17 protein-coding genes are annotated in these 18,642 nt (G+C 35.2%); 9 read left to right on the top strand and 8 right to left on the bottom strand.

Annotation, left to right across the window (positions count from 1 at the left end; genetic code table 11):
* Positions 1 to 5 precede the first annotated feature (5 nt).
* Positions 6 to 596: a porin family protein gene (locus VBZ51_RS00085; RefSeq protein WP_058103400.1), complete on the bottom strand. Its 591-nt coding sequence runs from the start codon at positions 594 to 596 to the stop codon at positions 6 to 8.
* A 238-nt stretch (positions 597 to 834) separates the two neighbouring features.
* Here VBZ51_RS00085 and tgt point away from each other — a divergent pair, with 238 nt between their 5' ends.
* From tgt to VBZ51_RS00055, 6 genes are all read left to right on the top strand, one after another.
* On the top strand, positions 835 to 1,965 hold the full coding sequence (gene tgt / locus VBZ51_RS00080) for a tRNA guanosine(34) transglycosylase Tgt (RefSeq protein ID WP_091609021.1): 1,131 nt from the start codon (positions 835 to 837) through the stop codon (positions 1,963 to 1,965).
* Entirely contained in the window at positions 1,965 to 3,047 is a 1,083-nt protein-coding gene (locus VBZ51_RS00075) for an LptF/LptG family permease (protein ID WP_416575692.1), read from the top strand. The genes tgt and VBZ51_RS00075 overlap by 1 nt, the downstream gene beginning before the upstream one ends.
* Positions 3,034 to 3,933, top strand: a complete 900-nt coding sequence (locus VBZ51_RS00070) for a DMT family transporter (RefSeq protein ID WP_340158481.1) — start codon at positions 3,034 to 3,036, stop codon at positions 3,931 to 3,933. The genes VBZ51_RS00075 and VBZ51_RS00070 overlap by 14 nt, the downstream gene beginning before the upstream one ends.
* Positions 3,934 to 3,982: 49 nt before the next feature.
* Positions 3,983 to 4,936 (top strand): acetyl-CoA carboxylase carboxyltransferase subunit alpha, encoded by a 954-nt coding sequence (locus tag VBZ51_RS00065; protein ID WP_071341714.1) that lies wholly within the window; start codon positions 3,983 to 3,985, stop codon positions 4,934 to 4,936.
* A 166-nt stretch (positions 4,937 to 5,102) separates the two neighbouring features.
* The gene (dnaB, locus tag VBZ51_RS00060; protein ID WP_058103396.1) at positions 5,103 to 6,653 is read left to right on the top strand and encodes a replicative DNA helicase; all 1,551 of its coding nucleotides are present in this window, start codon (positions 5,103 to 5,105) and stop codon (positions 6,651 to 6,653) included.
* 170 nt (positions 6,654 to 6,823) lie between these two features.
* Entirely contained in the window at positions 6,824 to 8,086 is a 1,263-nt protein-coding gene (locus VBZ51_RS00055; protein WP_071341715.1) for an asparagine synthetase B, read from the top strand.
* Positions 8,087 to 8,170: 84 nt separating this feature from the next.
* On the opposite strand, the gene VBZ51_RS00050 is transcribed toward VBZ51_RS00055, so the two are convergent.
* On the bottom strand, positions 8,171 to 9,601 hold the full coding sequence (locus tag VBZ51_RS00050; protein WP_416575691.1) for a hypothetical protein: 1,431 nt from the start codon (positions 9,599 to 9,601) through the stop codon (positions 8,171 to 8,173).
* A gap of 20 nt (positions 9,602 to 9,621) precedes the next feature.
* Complete coding sequence (locus VBZ51_RS00045) at positions 9,622 to 12,039, bottom strand: TonB-dependent receptor (protein WP_416575690.1); 2,418 nt, start codon at positions 12,037 to 12,039, stop codon at positions 9,622 to 9,624.
* Positions 12,040 to 12,186: 147 nt separating this feature from the next.
* Here VBZ51_RS00045 and VBZ51_RS00040 point away from each other — a divergent pair, with 147 nt between their 5' ends.
* Complete coding sequence (locus tag VBZ51_RS00040; RefSeq protein ID WP_416575689.1) at positions 12,187 to 13,158, top strand: helix-turn-helix domain-containing protein; 972 nt, start codon at positions 12,187 to 12,189, stop codon at positions 13,156 to 13,158.
* A gap of 37 nt (positions 13,159 to 13,195) precedes the next feature.
* Here the strand turns inward: VBZ51_RS00040 and VBZ51_RS00035 are convergent, their stop codons facing one another.
* Entirely contained in the window at positions 13,196 to 13,990 is a 795-nt protein-coding gene (locus VBZ51_RS00035) for an HAD family hydrolase (protein ID WP_416575688.1), read from the bottom strand.
* A gap of 91 nt (positions 13,991 to 14,081) precedes the next feature.
* Here VBZ51_RS00035 and VBZ51_RS00030 point away from each other — a divergent pair, with 91 nt between their 5' ends.
* Positions 14,082 to 14,504 carry a secondary thiamine-phosphate synthase enzyme YjbQ gene (locus VBZ51_RS00030; protein WP_416575687.1) on the top strand — a complete coding sequence of 141 codons (423 nt, stop codon included), beginning with the start codon at positions 14,082 to 14,084 and terminating at the stop codon, positions 14,502 to 14,504.
* Between the two features lie 32 nt (positions 14,505 to 14,536).
* Positions 14,537 to 14,815: an EF-hand domain-containing protein gene (locus tag VBZ51_RS00025; RefSeq protein WP_074672977.1), complete on the top strand. Its 279-nt coding sequence runs from the start codon at positions 14,537 to 14,539 to the stop codon at positions 14,813 to 14,815.
* A 35-nt stretch (positions 14,816 to 14,850) separates the two neighbouring features.
* On the opposite strand, the gene rplT is transcribed toward VBZ51_RS00025, so the two are convergent.
* From rplT to thrS, 4 genes are all read right to left on the bottom strand, one after another.
* The gene (rplT, locus tag VBZ51_RS00020; RefSeq protein WP_027064529.1) at positions 14,851 to 15,195 is read right to left on the bottom strand and encodes a 50S ribosomal protein L20; all 345 of its coding nucleotides are present in this window, start codon (positions 15,193 to 15,195) and stop codon (positions 14,851 to 14,853) included.
* A gap of 98 nt (positions 15,196 to 15,293) precedes the next feature.
* Positions 15,294 to 15,491 (bottom strand): 50S ribosomal protein L35, encoded by a 198-nt coding sequence (gene rpmI / locus VBZ51_RS00015; protein WP_047245905.1) that lies wholly within the window; start codon positions 15,489 to 15,491, stop codon positions 15,294 to 15,296.
* 104 nt (positions 15,492 to 15,595) lie between these two features.
* Positions 15,596 to 16,153, bottom strand: a complete 558-nt coding sequence (gene infC, locus VBZ51_RS00010; protein ID WP_082642892.1) for a translation initiation factor IF-3 — start codon at positions 16,151 to 16,153, stop codon at positions 15,596 to 15,598.
* Between the two features lie 28 nt (positions 16,154 to 16,181).
* Complete coding sequence (thrS, locus tag VBZ51_RS00005; RefSeq protein ID WP_099188875.1) at positions 16,182 to 18,122, bottom strand: threonine--tRNA ligase; 1,941 nt, start codon at positions 18,120 to 18,122, stop codon at positions 16,182 to 16,184.
* Positions 18,123 to 18,642 lie beyond the last annotated feature (520 nt).

The following is an 18,642-nucleotide window of genomic DNA, read 5'->3' as shown; positions in this document are numbered from 1 at the left end:
TTTCTTTATAACATTAAAGACAAACTCAAAATTAGCTGGTCTGGTCTGGTGTCTATTCTACTTGGACCTACATTTGTAATATTTGTATTTATAAAGGAAGCTTCGTTATCGTTAAACCCTCTTTCATACCGTAAATCAATTCCAAGTTTTCCTAAACTTACCCCAGCACCAATATTCATTCCAACTGAAAAATCGTTTTCTACATCATCAATGGTTATTCCGTCAAATTCAGTGTCTAAAATGTACTGAAAAGCTGGTCCGGCAAAAACGTGTAAAGGTCCTACAACGTTAATTCCTAAAAGTACCGGAACATCTAATTTACTCATATCAAAATCTGCTCCATCATAATCAGATTTTGTTTTGGTATATACCAATTCTGGTCTCAAGTATACTTTTGATGCTCCAATTTTTCCAAAAACACCAAGATGGTATCCTATGTTTCTATCCGGGTTTCTTGCTGCATCTCCAACAGATTCAAAATAATCTCCGTTCGCACTGTAATTTAATCCTCCTTTAATTCCAAATCCAGAATCGCTTTGGGCAATCCCATAAAATCCAGAAAGAGCTAAAAAAGCTGCTAAAATTGTTTTTTTCATATCGTTGTTGTTTTATGTGAAACTCGTATCAAATACAATACCAGAAGTTTCATTTCTCGTTATACCATGAGAACGGAGGTAAAATATCTTTATTGTTTTGCTATTCAATTGGGTTAATTTCAATTCATTTAAAGCAAAAATGAGGGTAATGTGATTTAATTTGTTGATGAACATCTTTGCTTTTTATTAAGTTTTTACCACCAACAGTTCATTATATTTGCAGCTAGAATTACAAAGTTTGAAATTTACATTACATACTACAGATACACAATCAAAAGCTAGGGCAGGAACTGTCGTTACTGATCATGGCGTAATTGAAACCCCAATTTTTATGCCTGTGGGTACGGTTGCCTCGGTTAAAGGTGTGCACCAAAAAGAATTGAAAGAAGAAATAAACCCAGATATTATTTTGGGCAACACCTATCATTTATTTCTACGTCCTAAAACAGAGATTTTAAAAAAAGCGGGCGGATTACATAAATTTATGGGCTGGGATAGAAATATTCTTACCGATAGCGGAGGGTATCAAGTATATTCTTTATCAGGCAATAGAAAGATAAAGGAGGAAGGCGTAAAATTTAAATCGCATATAGATGGATCTATGCATTTGTTTACACCTGAGAATGTCATGGAAATTCAGCGAGTGATAGGTGCAGATATTATCATGGCTTTTGATGAATGTACACCTTATCCTTGTGAGTATAATTATGCCAAGCGTTCTATGCACATGACGCATAGGTGGCTAGATAGATGTATAAACCATTTGGAGAAAACTCCATTTGAATATGATTATGCACAAACTTTTTTTCCTATTGTGCAAGGGTCAACTTATAAAGACCTTAGAAGACAATCTGCTGAATATATTGCAAATGCAGGCGCTGAGGGTAATGCAATTGGAGGACTGTCCGTTGGTGAACCAGCGGAGGAAATGTATGGTATGACAGAGGTAGTCTGTGAAATTTTACCAGAAGACAAACCAAGGTATCTAATGGGAGTAGGTACCCCTATTAATATATTGGAGAATATTGCCTTGGGTATAGATATGTTCGATTGTGTAATGCCTACAAGAAACGCTAGAAACGGAATGTTGTTCACAGCGCATGGTACGATCAACATAAAGAACAAAAAGTGGGAAGATGACTTCTCCCCAATTGATGAAATGGGCACTACATTTGTGGATCATGAGTATTCTAAGGCATATTTAAGACATTTGTTTGCCGCCAATGAGTATTTAGGTAAGCAAATAGCAACAATTCATAACTTAGGGTTTTATATGTGGTTGGTGCGCGAAGCTCGTAAACATATTATAGCAGGTGATTTTAGAACTTGGAAAGATATGATGGTAAAACAAATGGATAAAAGGCTATAATGCTATCAATAATAGATAAATACATTCTAAAGCGGTATCTGGCAACTTTTTCGTTGATGCTTTTGTTGTTCATTCCCATTGGTATAATGGTGAATTTGGCAGAGCAAATCGGTAAAATGATCGATAATGAAGCCCCGCTGGATGAGATTGTTATGTACTATGTGAACTTTACCATTTACATAGGCAATCTATTATTTCCTATTTTCCTGTTTCTTTCGGTTATATTTTTTACTTCTAAACTTGCTAATAACACAGAAATTGTTGCCATATTAAGTTCCGGGGTATCTTACGGTCGGTTTTTAAGACCTTATATTATAGGGGCTTCTATGATTGCGGTACTCATGTTCTTTATGACCATGTTCATTGTACCCAATGCCAGTGTAGGTTTCAATGAATTTAAATACAAATACTTAAAGAAGGGAAAACAAGATAGGGTAACCAACAACATATTTAATCAGTTGAACGAAACGGATTTTATATATGTGAGTAGTTTTGATCCGGCACGTCAATTGGGGCACAACTTTACTTTTGAACGTTTTAAGAAGAATAATGAACTGGATTTTAAGATTTCTGCAGCCAATATTCGTTGGGTAGACAAAGATTCTAGCTACCGCTTAACATCGTACAAAAAACGAACTGTTTTAGGTGATACGGCAATTATAGAAAGTAAACGTAGGTTAGATACCATATTTGCTTTTGATATAGGCGACCTTACGCCTGTTTCTTATGTGGCCGAGACAAAAAATCTTTTTGAACTGGATACTTTTATCAAGGATCAGAGAAGAAAAGGGGCTTCTAATATAAATACATATGTACTGGTTAAATATAAAAGATGGGCATTGCCTTTAACTGCTTTTATTTTAACGATAATAGCCGTATCGGTTTCATCTGTAAAAAGACGTGGTGGTATGGGAGCAAACTTAGCCTTTGGTATTTTAATTGCTTTTATATTTATCTTTTTTGATAAGGTATTTGGGACTTTGGCGGAGCAGTCTGGTTTTTCTCCATTGCTCGCCGTAATAATCCCTAATGTAGTATTTGGATGTTTGGCTTTTTATCTACTTCAAAATGCAAAAAGATAGAATATTAAATCTACTGCATTTACATTTCATTGTCTTTATTTGGGGCTTTACCGCTATTTTAGGTAAGTTGATTACAATTGATTCTTTACCATTGGTTTGGATCAGAATGGGGTTGGCAACACTTTTTATTGCGATTTATTTATTGTTTACAAAGTTTAGTATAAAAATTTCAAGAAAAACATTTTGGTGGTTGCTGGGTGGTGGCGTTGTGGTAGCATTACATTGGGTAACTTTCTTCTTGGCCATAAAAGTTTCTACGGTATCGGTTGCCCTTGCTATGATGTCTACAGGTGCTTTTTTTACGGCATTAATGGAGCCCTTTTGGTATAAACGTAAAATTATAGGGTACGAGATTTTTTTCGGGCTTTTGGTGGTAGTAGGGCTTTATTTAATATTTAAAGTTGAGGCGCAATATGTATTTGGTATGACCATAGCATTGATATCTGCTTTTTTGGCCGCAGTGTTTTCATTGATCAATGGTAAATTGGTTCAGAACCATAGACCCTCTGTTATTTCATTTTATGAATTGGGTGTAGGAGTTTTATTTTTGTCCATTGTTTTAATTGCTAAAGGAGATTGGAATATGTCCTTGGTTGTTTTACCTACTTCAGATTGGATCTATTTGTCCATTTTAGCTGTTGTATGTACTGCCTATGCGTTCATAGCTTCGGTCAAGGTGATGAAGATTTTAACGCCATATACAGTTATGCTTACCACAAATTTAGAACCTGTGTACGGTATTTTGCTAGCATGGTTTATATTTGGCTCAGAAGAAAAAATGAAACCTATGTTTTATGTGGGAGCCTTAATTATACTCAGTACCGTCATTGCGAACGGTATTTTGAAGCAAAGAGCAAATATTAAAAAAAGGGTACCCAAGATTTAGGTATTAAAGTTTTATCTTTGAGCCGCAACTAAAGAAACTTTATTGAAATATGGAATATTTGGATTTTGAACTTCCTATTAAAGAATTGGAAGAGCAATTGGACAAGTGCATGGTAATTGGTGAAGAAAGTGATGTAGATGTTACTGAGACCTGTAAGCAGATAGAAAAGAAACTTTCTGATACCAGAAAGGAGATTTATAAGAACTTAACTGCTTGGCAGCGCGTACAGTTGTCAAGACACCCAAATAGACCTTACACTTTAGATTATATCAAAGCTATATGTGGCGATACCTTCTTAGAGCTGCACGGTGACCGTACCGTAAAAGATGATAAGGCCATGATCGGTGGTTTAGGTAAAATTGGCGATCAGAGTTATATGTTCGTTGGTCAGCAAAAAGGGTATAATACCAAAACTCGTCAGTACAGAAATTTTGGTATGGCCAACCCAGAAGGGTATAGAAAGGCATTGCGTTTAATGAAATCTGCTGAAAAATTTCAGGTTCCTGTGGTTTGTTTGGTAGATACTCCGGGTGCATACCCAGGTATTGAGGCAGAAGAAAGAGGACAAGGTGAAGCCATTGCAAGAAATATACTTGAAATGACTCGTTTAAAAGTGCCAGTTATAGTTGTTATTATCGGTGAAGGTGCATCTGGTGGAGCTTTGGGAATAGGTGTTGGAGATAAGGTGTTAATGTTAGAGAATACTTGGTATTCGGTAATTTCACCAGAGTCTTGCTCTTCTATTTTATGGAGAAGCTGGGAGTATAAGGAAAGAGCTGCAGAAGCTTTGAAATTGACTGCTACCGATATGAAAAAATTAAAGCTAATTGATGAAATTATTCGCGAACCTGCAGGTGGTGCCCATGCCAACAGACCTAAAACTTTTGAAACGGTGAAAAATAAAATTTCTTCTCATTTTGAAGATCTTCAAAAGTTATCACCAAAAGAACTGGTAAATCAACGCATGGAAAAATATGCACAAATGGGCGTTTTCAACGGCTAATCTGCATTTTAGGCTTCTTAAAAATATACCGAGGATTTTATTCCTCGGTTTTTTTATGTTATCAACAGAAAATTGTAACTTATTAACAGTCAATTGTTAGTCAACTGTGAACATCGAAATCTATGTTTTTCACGTTAACTAAAGGTTAATTGTATACTTTCGCATTATGGAGAACACAAAACCTTTTGTTGGTCGAAAGATCGACAAATCTACTATTATAAACCTTGAGAAAGGTAAAATACCACCACAAGCCGTTGATTTAGAGGAGGTTGTGCTTGGTGCTATGATGATAGATAAAAAGGGTGTCGATGAAGTTATCGATATTTTGCACCCCGATGTTTTCTATAAAGATGCTCATAGGTTCATCTATGAAGCTATCTTTATTTTGTTTGAAGAATCACAACCTGTAGATTTATTAACCGTTTCTTCCCAATTGAAGAAATCTGGCAAATTAGAAGTTTGTGGAGGTGATTTTTACCTTATAAAACTGACCCAAAAAGTAGCATCTTCGGCGCATATTGAGTTTCATGCCCGTATTATACTTCAAAAATATATTCAACGTAGTCTTATTAAGATATCCGGTGAGATAATTGAAGAGGCGTACGATGAAGCTACAGATGTTTTTGACTTATTGGATACTGCTGAAGCTAAACTTTATGATGTTACCCAAGGAAACTTAAAACGATCTGCAGAGACCGCTCAGGATTTGGTGATCCAAGCAAAAAAGCGAATAGAGGAGATTGCTGGTAAAGAGGGTATGAGTGGTATACCTTCTGGTTTTGACAAACTAGATAAACTTACCTCAGGATGGCAGCCAAGTGATTTGATCATTGTAGCGGCAAGACCTGGTATGGGTAAAACGGCATTAACCTTGTCTATGGCAAGGAATATGGCGGTAAACTCAAATATGCCGGTAGCCTTCTTTTCACTGGAAATGTCATCGGTACAGCTTATTACCAGGTTAATTTCATCTGAAACAGGATTGTCTTCAGAAAAATTGAGAACCGGTAAACTAGAAAAACACGAGTGGGAGCAGTTAAACGTAAAGGTGAAATCATTGGAAAAGGCACCTTTGTTTATTGATGATACCCCGTCACTTTCTATTTTCGATTTACGTGCCAAAGCAAGAAGATTGGCTTCTCAGCACGGCATTAAAATGATCATGATCGATTATTTGCAATTAATGACAGCTGGTGGTAGTCAAAAAGGAGGTAACAGGGAACAGGAAATTTCTACTATTTCTAGAAACTTAAAAGCCCTTGCAAAGGAATTGAACGTGCCGGTAATTGCACTATCTCAATTATCTCGTGCGGTAGAAACACGTGGTGGCAGTAAAAGACCGGTATTATCAGATTTGAGGGAATCTGGTGCAATTGAGCAAGATGCAGATATTGTATCATTTATTTATAGACCAGAATACTATAAGATTGAAGAGTGGGATGATGAGGAACATACACCAACTCAAGGTCAGGCAGAATTTATTGTAGCTAAACACCGTAATGGTGGACTAGAAAACATTAGACTTAAGTTTATCGGTAATCAAGGTAAGTTTGACAACCTTGATGATTTTGACTCTCCTTTTGAATTTCAATCGAAAATGAACGCAAACGAAGAGAATCCGTTCGCAACTAAAAATTTACCAAGTGCAGATGACGCTTTTGGCAGTAGTATGAACAATAGTCCAGATTTTGAAGAGGATAATGATGTTCCGTTCTAAATTTCGGTTCAATTAATATTTTTAAAAAAGTCCTCGTTTAGAGGACTTTTTTTATTTTGTTGCAATTGTTTTTCATTACTATTCGTTATCTTAACTATAAAGGCTTTAACAAGTTCTTGGTTATTCTACCTTATTATTTGCTCTATCTTTGAGTGAATGAAATTAATAATATGTCTAAAATTGTAAGTTCAATTTTCTTTCTTTTACTATCGGTACAAGTATTTGCTTCATCAATTTTAATACCTATGGATGCCGATACTCAAAAAAATCATTTAAAAGCATACGGCATAACCTATTGGGTTTTGTCCAAACAGCAAAAAGTACAATGGTTACTGAATTACAGAGGTGGTTCTTTTTTATTGCCAGATGGGGAAAGTATTAGAAAAGAATGTCAAATAAGGGGAGTAAGCTTTGAAATAATTTCTGATGGACAGGCTAATGCTATTTTGGATGAAATTAGTAGCCCATCAAAAAATCAAGATGCTGTTATATTAGAAAAAGCGCCACGTATTGCGGTGTATTCCCCAAAGGATAAACAACCTTGGGATGATGCCGTAACAATGGCTTTGACCTATGCAGAAATACCTTATACCACCATTTATGACGAGGAGGTACTTGGGGATAAACTAGCTTTGTATGATTGGTTGCATTTGCATCATGAAGATTTTACCGGTCAGTATGGTAAATTTTATGGCGCGTATAGAGCAACCCCATGGTATATAGAAGGTAAGAAAAATGCCGAAAAATTGGCTAAAAAGTTAGGTTACGATAAGGTTTCAGAAGAAAAAAGAGCTGTAGCATTAAAGATTAGAAATTATGTGATCGGCGGTGGTTTTATGTTTGCCATGTGCTCCGCTACAGATAGTTTTGATATTGCTTTGGCGGCAGATGGTATAGATATAGTTGAACCTATGTTCGATGGCGATGCGTCTGATCCAAATTACCAGGCTAATTTAGATTATGGTAAAACCTTTGCGTTCACAGATTTTATATTGGAACGTAGCCCTCTTAAATATGAATTTTCTACTATTGATATGACCAGTAAAAGGGGAAATGTGCCTAAGGAGTCAGATTATTTTTCTTTGATGGATTTTTCTGCAAAATGGGACCCTGTGCCTACTATGTTATGTCAGAACCATACTTCTTTGGTAAAAGGATTCATGGGGCAAACAACTGCCTTTACACGCTCTGAAATAAAGCCGACTGTTTTAGTGTTAGGTGAGAATAAGATAAACGAGGAAGCAAGATACATTCACGGCATTAAAGGAAAGGGATTCTTTACTTTTTATGGCGGTCATGATCCTGAAGATTATCAACATAGGGTAGGGGATCCAAAAACGGAATTGGAGTTGCACCCTACATCACCTGGTTATAGATTAATACTGAACAATGTTTTGTTTCCGGCAGCAAAAAAGAAAAAACAAAAGACCTGAATTTTATTTTAAGAGATTTCCAAAAAAAAATACCATTACCGGTAATAGCCGATAATGGTATTTTAAAACTGTTAATTTTAAAGATTACCAAGCGCCAATGAAATGACTACCTGTGGAATTGATTAATTCCGCACCTTTGGTTACTTCACCGGTTTCAGTTTCTACAATGTAAATGTTTCCATTTTGACCAACTGGAGCTTGAGTAAGATAGATTTCTGTTCCATCAACTGCATACCCTTGGTATTGAAACAATTCAAAATCTACTTCATAAGGAATATCATTGATTAAGGTTGCTGTCTTTGCGTTCAAATCAACTAAGGCAAAAAAGCTTTCCCCTCTACCGGAAATACCTTCTGCAGACCCATCATGACGGTAAGCTAAAACAGCTTTACCATTGGCAGCAGGTCTCCAAGCTAAAACATAAGCACCGGTAACACCTAAAGCAGCATCTAGATTAAAATCATAAGAATCATCATATAAATTGTCTGCTCCAATTTTTAGGATATGAGAACCTTCTGGGTCACTTTGATTGGCTTGATAAACACTTCCATTGTATTCAAAAGCGTTAATGCTACGGTAACCATTAGTGTTTCCATGTCCTACTGTAGAAGTGATTATTGTAGGGTTTTCCAAAGAAGGATAATCTACTACTATCGTTTTAGAACCTAAAATCTCATAATCGCTATCACTTTCAAGATCAGCTGCATTTTCTTCATCTCTAGTTAAAGTTGCAGGATCAACTTTATTCATACGAGCTCCAATGTATAATTTGTCTCCGGCAGCATTTAATGTTGGCATATCAATTCTGCCAATGTAATACCCTTGAGATTCTAATTCTTCGCCTATAGATAAATCAATTTGTTGGAAGTTGTTGATTTGGGAATCTACCAAATCTAATGTCACTATACCTACGGTTTGGCTTGTACGAACATAAGAATCATCTGTTACATCATCAGGAGTGCCATTATCATCAACTATATGTTCAATATCTACCCTTACTGCACAGCCAGTTTTATCGCCATCAAATAATTTAATCCATCTAGGAGCAGTACCTACATATTCTGCAATACTAATTTCTGATCCCGTTTGTTCAAAATCTTGTCCTCCATTTACAATGTATTTGGTGTAATTACCACCGGTATCACCAGCGTAACTAATATTGAATATGGTATTGCCATCTTCTGAAGCTTGTAATCTTGCCGTTCTGTTAGATGGTGCTATAAAACCATTATTAAATGGGTCTATTTGTACCGTTGGGTCTTTGGCATCTTCACTAGTAACAGAATAAATTAATGTTCCACCGTTACCATCTCCAGGTTCTTCACCCATTTTAGCTCCGGCAATAGTTATCCATCTTGAAGTTACTTCTGCTTCTTCCTCTATCTCTTCTTGCTCTTCCTCTTCTTGTTCAGTTTCTGGAGTTACAGTGTCGTCATCGCTACTACAGGAAGCCATAAACCCTACTGCAGCTATAGCAATGGCAAATGATTTTAAATTTAATAATGGTCGTTTCATAATATATTCTATTTAGATATTTAAAAATTATTGATTATGTAATTCAGTTTTAGATAAAATGCTCTTCCTGGTTTTTGCACCCGTAAATTGTCATAGGCAACTTCATCAAATACGTTTTTGACATCAAGGCTTATAGAAACTCTTTTATTTGGAAACACGTAACTACATCCAAAATCTTGAATAAATTGGGTTGGAATTAAAAACTCTTCTAAACCTGCCACATTAGTACCTTGTTCCTCTTTATAGGAGAATTCATCTGTGAAGTAAGCATTGTAAAAAAGATTAAAACGTGCTGTATTTTGAATAAAATTATTGAATGAATACCGTAGCGAAGTGTTCATTGTAAACAAGGGAACATTTGGAGAGTTTACAATATTATCTTGAAGGTTTTTTCTTTGAAGCGTTAGTTTGGACAGGTTGAAATTAAATCCAAAGTTGTCCTTATAGTTATAGCTGATTTCTGCTTCTACCCCTTTAGAGGTGGTTTCCCTATCAAAATTTCCATATTGAATAGTTTCTCCTAGTTCTTGGTTATCCTGAGCATCACCGGGAAAGCCAATTAAATTTTGAATTTTTCGGGAAAATAGATTGGTAGAGACGGTAAGTGCGTGATTTTTTATGTTGAACCTTCCGAATCTAAAACCAAGGTTGTAATTATTGCTGGTTTCTGGTTCAATGGTAAGGTTGGGTTCAATATTTTCTCCAGCATCACCAAATACTTCGTTCTCATTTGGTAGACGAATAGCTTTTTCAGCAGAGGTGAGAATATTAAGATTTTTTATAAGCAGATAAGAAATTGCATACCCGTAACCATTATAATCTTTATTGCTTTGGTAAACTTCATCAATAACCTCTGTGGCGTTGCTGTTGAACCTAGGAAATGTATTCAATACCTTTTGTCTATAGTGCTTACCGAAGAGATTCACTTTTAATTTATCATCAATAGCATTTAGCTCATAACTTAAGGAGTATATATTTTTGTAGATATCACTGGTTTGTTGAAAGGTGTTTTCTAAAAGTGATATCATTTCATCACTATCTTCCCGGTCAAGTCCGCTGTAGACGTGGTTAAGAAATACTTTATGGTTTTTATTTATTTCATAAGAAATTCCTGTTCTTATAGAAGCAACTTTCCTGTTGATGTTTAGTAGTGTTGGTCCGCCTTCTTGTTGGGATCCCCAAGAATATTCAAATTCATCGCCTTTGTAATCTATAGCTCTATTTCCGGTCCAGCTATATGCTTCGGCTGTGGTGTCATTCAAAATACGATTTCTCTCCCCAAATAATCCGGTAACATTTACATCTAAACCTTTAAAAAAGATATCTTTTTTAAGATATGTCAAGTTAGCCAACAACGCATCGGACTCTAAAAATCTGCCTTTATACGGTATTTTAGTAACAAAAGCACCGTGTTGCACTTCTTTGTAATCATCGGAACCTGTAACGCCAATAAAAAATTGATCCGCCCATTTTACGTCAGTATAACCTGCCTGTATTGTTCCTCCGGTAGACCTATAAGCATCATTAAATCTTTTTGCTGTAATAAGTGTTTCAACACCTCCTAGACCTTTATCTACAATATTTCTTCCGCTAATTTCATAATCATTGTCAGAATAATTATGAAAACCAGAGGCTTTGACGGTAAAACCAGATTTATCAAAACGATACAACCCGTTAATGCTGGCTTGTAATGTATTAAACGATCCATAAGACACGGAAGCATTTAAATTATTACGTGCGCCTTTTTTCATTACAATGTTTATGGCTCCACCTAGTGCATCATCAGCCAAATGTCCGGGAATTACTCCCTTGTAAACTTCAATGTTTTCTATCATTGAAGGAGGAATACTGTTCAAACTAAAAGAAGAACCGTACATGGAAATGGGTATGCCGTCAATAAAAATACTAACCGAATTTCCTGATAAACCATTTAAAGAGTATTCTACATTAGAACCAAGTCCGCCGTTTTGTCTAATTTTTACACCAACAGTAGTGTTTAATAATTCATTGGTCTGAATATTTCTAATACTGGCTTCTTCAGTTTTTATGGCATTAACAGCAAAACCTTTGGTTTCTATCTCCGTCTCTTTAGATTTGCCGTTAACATTGACTTCGTCTAGGTTTTCAACACTTTCCGATAACTTATAATTGATTGTAATTTTCTTTTTACTACTGGTAATTTCAACGGTTTTAAAAAGTGTTCTATAACCAATAAAAGAAACAACAACATTGTGTTTTCCTTGTGGTACATTTTCAATGAGGAAGCTACCGTTGTCGTCTGTTAAAACGCCTAGTTTAAGACCCTCTATCATCACAGTTGCAAAAGCTAAAGGATTGTTGTAATCGTCTTTAACAGTTCCTGAAATAGAACTAAGTAACTCTTGAGAATGAACAGATGCAAAGAGTAAAATAAAAATGACGGTAAAATGGTTTTTCATTTGGTTTAAAAAAGGTTACTATCTTTATTAAGATTTAGTCTAAATAAATTAGTTTTGCAAATCTAAAGAAGGAATGAAAAGACAAGTGCCGAGAAAGGAATTTAAACATACGCAAAAGGAAGTATTGGTTTGCGGTAGTCAATGTATATGAGGAAGGAATTGTTAAGGAAAGAAATAAAGGTAAAAGAACTGTTTGATAATAGTTTTCTAAACAATTCGGTACAGTTTAATGAGGTAGAGGTGACTACTAAGAACAATAGTTCTTTTATTAAGGGAGTGGAGTTTTCTAATGATGAAGTATTACAGGAATTTGATTCGGAGATTTGTGTTTCTAGCGATGAACATCTAATAAAATTACACTTCTCATTAGAAGGTGCTTATGGTTATCAGCCGCTTAAACACATAAAGTATTTGGTGCAAATTCCGGAAAATCATTGTAATATGTTCTATTATCCAATTACAGAGGGTAGAGATATGTTTTTTAAAGGAAATGCAAAATCTTTTGAGATATACCTTAAACCTAGTTTGCTAAAGAATTTGTTAGGCAAAGAATTTGAAAAATCTTTTCAGAAGTTGAAGAATGCTATCCAAAATTCCAATTCATTTGTACTATGGGATAAGAGTAAATTCATTCCACCAAATATTCGTAGTAAAATAAATGAGATCATTCAATGTCCTTATACAGGTGAATTAAGAAAAAAATATCTGGAAAGTAAGCTTACGGTATTGTTGATAGATTTTCTTTTAGGAAGACAAACTTCAAGAGTTTCTAAGAATAATGTAAAACTTTTAAATTCCGATTATTTGGCCTTAGTGAGAGTTGAGGATTATATCAGAAAAAATTTGAAAGAGCCATTAAAAATAATTGATTTGGCAGATTTAGCTGGGTTCAATCCTACCAAGTTGAAAAGGGATTTCAAAAAGTTGTACGGGGTTACCGTATTTAAATATATCACTGCGTTAAGAATGGAAGTTGCCAAAAGTTTAATTACTCAAGACGGGGCTACTATTGCGCATGCTGCCTATGAGGTTGGTTATGCTAATCCACAACATTTTACTACAGCTTTTAAAAGAACCATGGGGTATGTGCCTAGTGAGTTGAAACCTGCGGTACAATAGCATAGATATCGTGTTTAATCGTCAAGTTGGCTACTCTTTATTTTACTAGCATTTTAAGTATGTGTTCAACACCATTATCATCATTGCTCAATGTGCTGTATTTGGCAACCTTTTTTACGTTTGGATGCGCATTTGCCATTGCAAAACCGTAATCTGATAGTGCAAGCATTTCTAGGTCATTATTGTAATCTCCAAATACCATTATTTCATTAGATTTAAGATTATAGCTGTCCATGACTTTTGACAACGCATATCCTTTATGAGCGTTCATGTTAGATATATCTAACCAGTTCTCGCCGGAGACTTTAACTTTTAAATCTTTTTCAAAATGTTTTACAAATGGGTATATAAACTGTTCTGAACTCTCAAAATGATAAATGGCAATTTTTATTACTTCGGAAGTAAACGTATTTAAGTTATCTATGATTTCAAACTCTGTATAATATTCTGCCAATTTATTTACAAATTCATTCGATTTATTGGTTAAATAGGCTTGATGCTTACCGCAAAGAACAGGGTGTATATTGGGGATTTTATCTAAAGTAGCTAAGATTTCTGCTACTCGTTGTTGGTCTAATGGCGTAACTAGAATTTCGGTATCTTGCTTTTTGGCAAATCCACCGTTCTCGGCAATTACAATTATTTCGTCTTTTATTGGAGCAAGCTTATCAATTATACTATTGTATTGTCTGCCGCTGGCAGCAACAAATGTGATGTCTCTAGATTGTAATTCTTTAAAGAGCTCAAAGAATTGTTCACTGACTTGGTGGTTAGAGTTAAGTAAGGTGCCATCCATGTCTGAAACAACCATTTTAATCTTTGATAAATCCATAAATTATTTAATTTATGGTAAAGATATTTGAATGGAAGTTAACATGTACTTTAAAGATCAAAGTTTTACCTTTAATTAATAATTACTAGGTATGAAGTTATTTCAAAGACAGTTTAGTTTACCACCTTACCAAAGAGGTTTTCATATTATCACCAGCCTAATCTTAGAACGTTTACCAGAGATTCAAGAAATTGATGTTGGAATGCTACAGGTATTTATTAAACACACATCTGCTAGTTTAACCATTAATGAAAACGCAGATCCCACGGTCAGAGAAGATTTTGAGTCCTATATAAATAGATTTGTGCCTGAAAATGAACCTTATTATAAACATAATTATGAAGGTTCAGATGATATGCCTGCACACATAAAGGCTTCATTAATGGGATCGTCTGTTCAAGTGCCGGTATCCAATGGGAAATTAAATATAGGAATATGGCAAGGTATATATTTATGTGAACATAGAAATTATGCCTCGGGAAGAAACATTGTCTTGACCTTGTGGGGAAGTTGATATTTATTTAAATTAAAAGAAATACATAGTTTATGACTACTGAAGAATCTATTCTGAACAAAATTCAAATACTGATTACAATTCATTTTGAAACACCAGAAATGGCATTTAATTTTTTTGATGAGAATAATGATCAAAAGTTGACCAAATCTGAAATTGTAAAATTATTGAAACAAGCAGAAATAAGTGGATTTATTAGAGGTATTGTTTCGTCAAAATTGATTGAAGGTTATGATAAGAATGGTGATGAGCTAATTGATTGGCAAGAATTTAAAGCGGCTATCGCTAAAATCAAAAAATCCGATTCGTAAGAATCGGATTTTTCAAAAGTGAGATTGTTATTAATTTATTTTACCTGATCTACAACTGCCTTAAAGGCATCTGGGTGGTTCATTGCTAAATCTGCAAGAACTTTTCTGTTAAGTTCAATGTTATTAGCTTTTACTTTTCCCATAAATTGAGAGTAAGACATTCCGTGCTGTCTGGCACCTGCATTAATACGGGTAATCCATAATGAACGAAAAGTTCTTTTCTTGTTTCTACGGTCTCTGTAAGCATATAACATTGCTTTTTCAACCGCGTTTTTGGCTACTGTCCAAACGTTTTTACGTCTTCCAAAGTAACCTTTGGCTTGCTTCATTACCTTTTTTCTTCTGGCTCTTGAAGCTACTGCATTTACTGATCTTGGCATTTCTTTCTAATTTTTTGTAGTAGGCGTCCTTTTTATTTTAAGGAACTTTGATTGCCTAACTCCATGGTTAATAATTTTACCTTTTTAAAGAACTATAATTACTTTAAACGTAATTGTTCTTTAATGCTGTTAACATCATGTTGGTGAACCAATGTATCATGAGTTAAAGCAAGCTTACGCTTTTTAGACTTTTTCGTAAGAATGTGACTCTTAAAGGCGTGCTTTCTTTTAATTTTACCGGTACCCGTTAGCTTAAAACGCTTCTTAGCACTGGATTTTGTTTTTTGTTTAGGCATTTTCTCCTAGTTTATATATTAATCTCACTTGTTTATGCTGAAACTGTCCACCAATGGCGGACAGCATTCAGTATTCTAATATTCGATTTTAAAAAACCGAAATTTTATTTTCCTTTTGTCTTAGGAGCTATGAACATTGTCATACGCTTTCCTTCTAGTTTAGGCATCTGTTCAACTTTTCCTAATTCTTCTAATTCAGATGCTAACCTCAATAATAAAATCTCACCTTGGTCTTTATAGACAATTGATCGTCCTTTAAAAAAGACATATGCTTTTAATTTTGCTCCTTCTTTAAGGAACTTTTCGGCATGTTTCTTTTTAAATTCATAATCGTGGTCATCAGTATTGGGACCAAATCTTATTTCTTTAACAACAACCTTTGAAGCTTTCGCTTTCATGGCTTTATCCCTTTTCTTCTGTTCGTATAAAAACTTTTTATACTCCATAATCTTACAAACAGGAGGGTCTGCCTTTGGTGAAATTTCCACCAAATCCAAACCTAATTCTTCTGCTTTTTCAAGAGCCTGAGGAAAAGGATATACACCTACTTCAACATTGTCACCAACTAACCTAACTTTAGGGGCCGTAATCTTCTCATTAATATTATGAGGATTCTTATTTTCCCTTCTAGGTTGCGGTCTAAATCTTTTACGTATTGCTATGACTAATTCTTTTTAATTAAACTTTTATTTAAAACGTCTTTAAGGTACTATTTATTTCTGTGTTAACCAAGTCTGTGAACGTTGCAATGCTTATTGCTCCTAAATCTTCACCTCCATGCTTACGAACAGATATAGTGTTGTCTGCCTCATCGTTTTCTCCCACGATCAGCATAAAAGGTATCTTAGCCATTTCTGCTTCTCGTATTTTCTTGCCTACAGTCTCATTTCTACTGTCTACAAGGGCGCGAATTTCGTTATTTTCTAGGGATTTTAAAACTTTTTCGGCATATTTTTCATGTTTTTCGCTTACAGGTAAAATTATAGCTTGTTCTGGGGTAAGCCACAATGGGAAATTACCTCCAGTATGTTCTAATAATAAAGCTATAAAACGCTCCATGCTACCAAATGGGGCACGGTGTATCATCACGGGTCTATGTAGCTCGTTATCACTGCCTTTGTAGCTTAAGTCGAATCTTTCAGGTAAGTTGTAATCTACCTGAATAGTACCTAGTTGCCATTGTCTTCCAAGCGCGTCTTTCACCATGAAATCTAGTTTAGGACCATAGAAGGCTGCTTCACCGGCTTCAATCACAAAATTCAATCCTTTCTCTTTAGCGGCATTGATGATAGCTTGTTCTGCTTTTTCCCAATTTTCCACTGAGCCAATGTATTTTTCCGGATTGTCCAGATCACGTACAGAGACCTGTGCGGTAAAATTTTCAAATCCAAGGGATCCCAATACATATAAGGATAGGTCTATTACATTTTTAAATTCCTCGTCCAGTTGATCTGGTGTACAGAAAATATGTGCATCATCTTGAGTAAATCCGCGTACTCTTGTTAATCCGTGTAATTCACCGCTTTGTTCATATCTATATACTGTTCCAAATTCGGCAAATCTTTTAGGTAGTTCCTTATAGCTATATGGTTTTGTATTGTAGATTTCACAGTGGTGAGGGCAATTCATCGGTTTTAAAAGAAATTCCTCACCTTCCTTGGGTGTATGTATCGGTTGAAAGCTGTCTTCACCGTATTTTTCATAATGTCCAGAGGTAACATATAATTCTTTTTGACCAATATGTGGTGTAACCACCATTTCATATCCGGCTTTCTTTTGGGCTTTCTTTAAAAAGTTTTCAAGGCGTTCACGTAAGGCAGCACCTTTAGGTAGCCATAATGGTAGTCCTTGACCTACTTTTTGCGAAAAAGTAAATAGTTCTAGTTCTTTACCTAGCTTTCTGTGATCTCTCTTTTTTGCTTCTTCTAAAAGTGCCAAATATTCGGTAAGCTCTTTTTGTTTTGGAAATGAGATACCATATATACGTGTAAGTTGTGTGTTGTTTTCGTTACCTCTCCAGTATGCACCTGCTACACTTAATATTTTTATAGCCTTTACAATACCGGTATTAGGAATGTGTCCACCTCTACATAAATCTGTAAATGTATCATGATCACAAAACGTAATGGTGCCATCCTCAAGGTTTTCAATTAACTCTACCTTGTATTCGTTGCCTTGCTTTTTATAGAAGGCAAGTGCATCGGCTTTTGATACCGCTCTCATTTTATAGTCGTGTTTTCCACGGGCAATCTCTAAAGCCTTCTTTTCTATAGCGGTAAAATCTTTTTCTGAAATAGAGCCATTTGGTAATTCTACGTCGTAATAGAAGCCGTTTTCTATGGCGGGTCCTATAGTTAGTTTAACTCCAGGGTACAATTCCTCAATAGCTTGCGCTACAATATGTGAAGTTGAATGCCAAAAAGCTGTTTTTCCTTCTTTATCGTTCCAGGTGAATAGTACTAAGCTGCCGTCTGTTTCTAAGGGTGTAGTGGTTTCAACAATAGTTTCGTTGAATTTTGCCGAAATAACATTGCGGGCTAATCCTTCGCTTATACTTTTTGCAACCTCTAATGGCGTAGTTGCTTTTTCAAATTCCTTGACCGATCCGTCGGGAAGTGTAATTTTAATCATTTCTTGTACATATTATAGGGTGTCAAAGATAATATGAACTATTCATGTCCGCAATAGAATAGTGTTATGTTTTGCTGTAGTCTTAAAGAAGGGCTATGAGGCTTATGGTTGTTATACGATTGTTTTAGTTGGTATGGTGTTAGTTTGCCTGTAAGATTTTAATATAATCAACTATATATGTATTGATTTTTTTATTAAATTTAATACCGCTTTTTTTATTTTGAGTGTAAAGTGCTGTAAATAAATTGGTTGTCGTTACACATGAAAAAACCTTGTATTTATTTTATAAAAAAGTCTTGTTGATTTGAAAATAGGTTGTAGATTTGCACCCCGCTAGCGAGGAAGACGAGTTCTGAATCGGGAGTCGGAAAAGGTTCATTTATATGTTGGTTGGTCTGGGAAAAAAAAGAAAGAATATTTTTTTTCGAAATAAGTTGCCAGGTTAAAAAACAGTTGTATATTTGCAGCCGCTTAGGGAGACACCTAAGGGAAACGAAGCCGGGAAGGTCGCAAGATCCAA

It is taken from the genome of Maribacter sp. HS, from assembly GCF_048059195.1.
Lineage (GTDB): Bacteria > Bacteroidota > Bacteroidia > Flavobacteriales > Flavobacteriaceae > Maribacter > Maribacter dokdonensis.
This window is presented reverse-complemented; position numbering and strand designations above follow the sequence as displayed.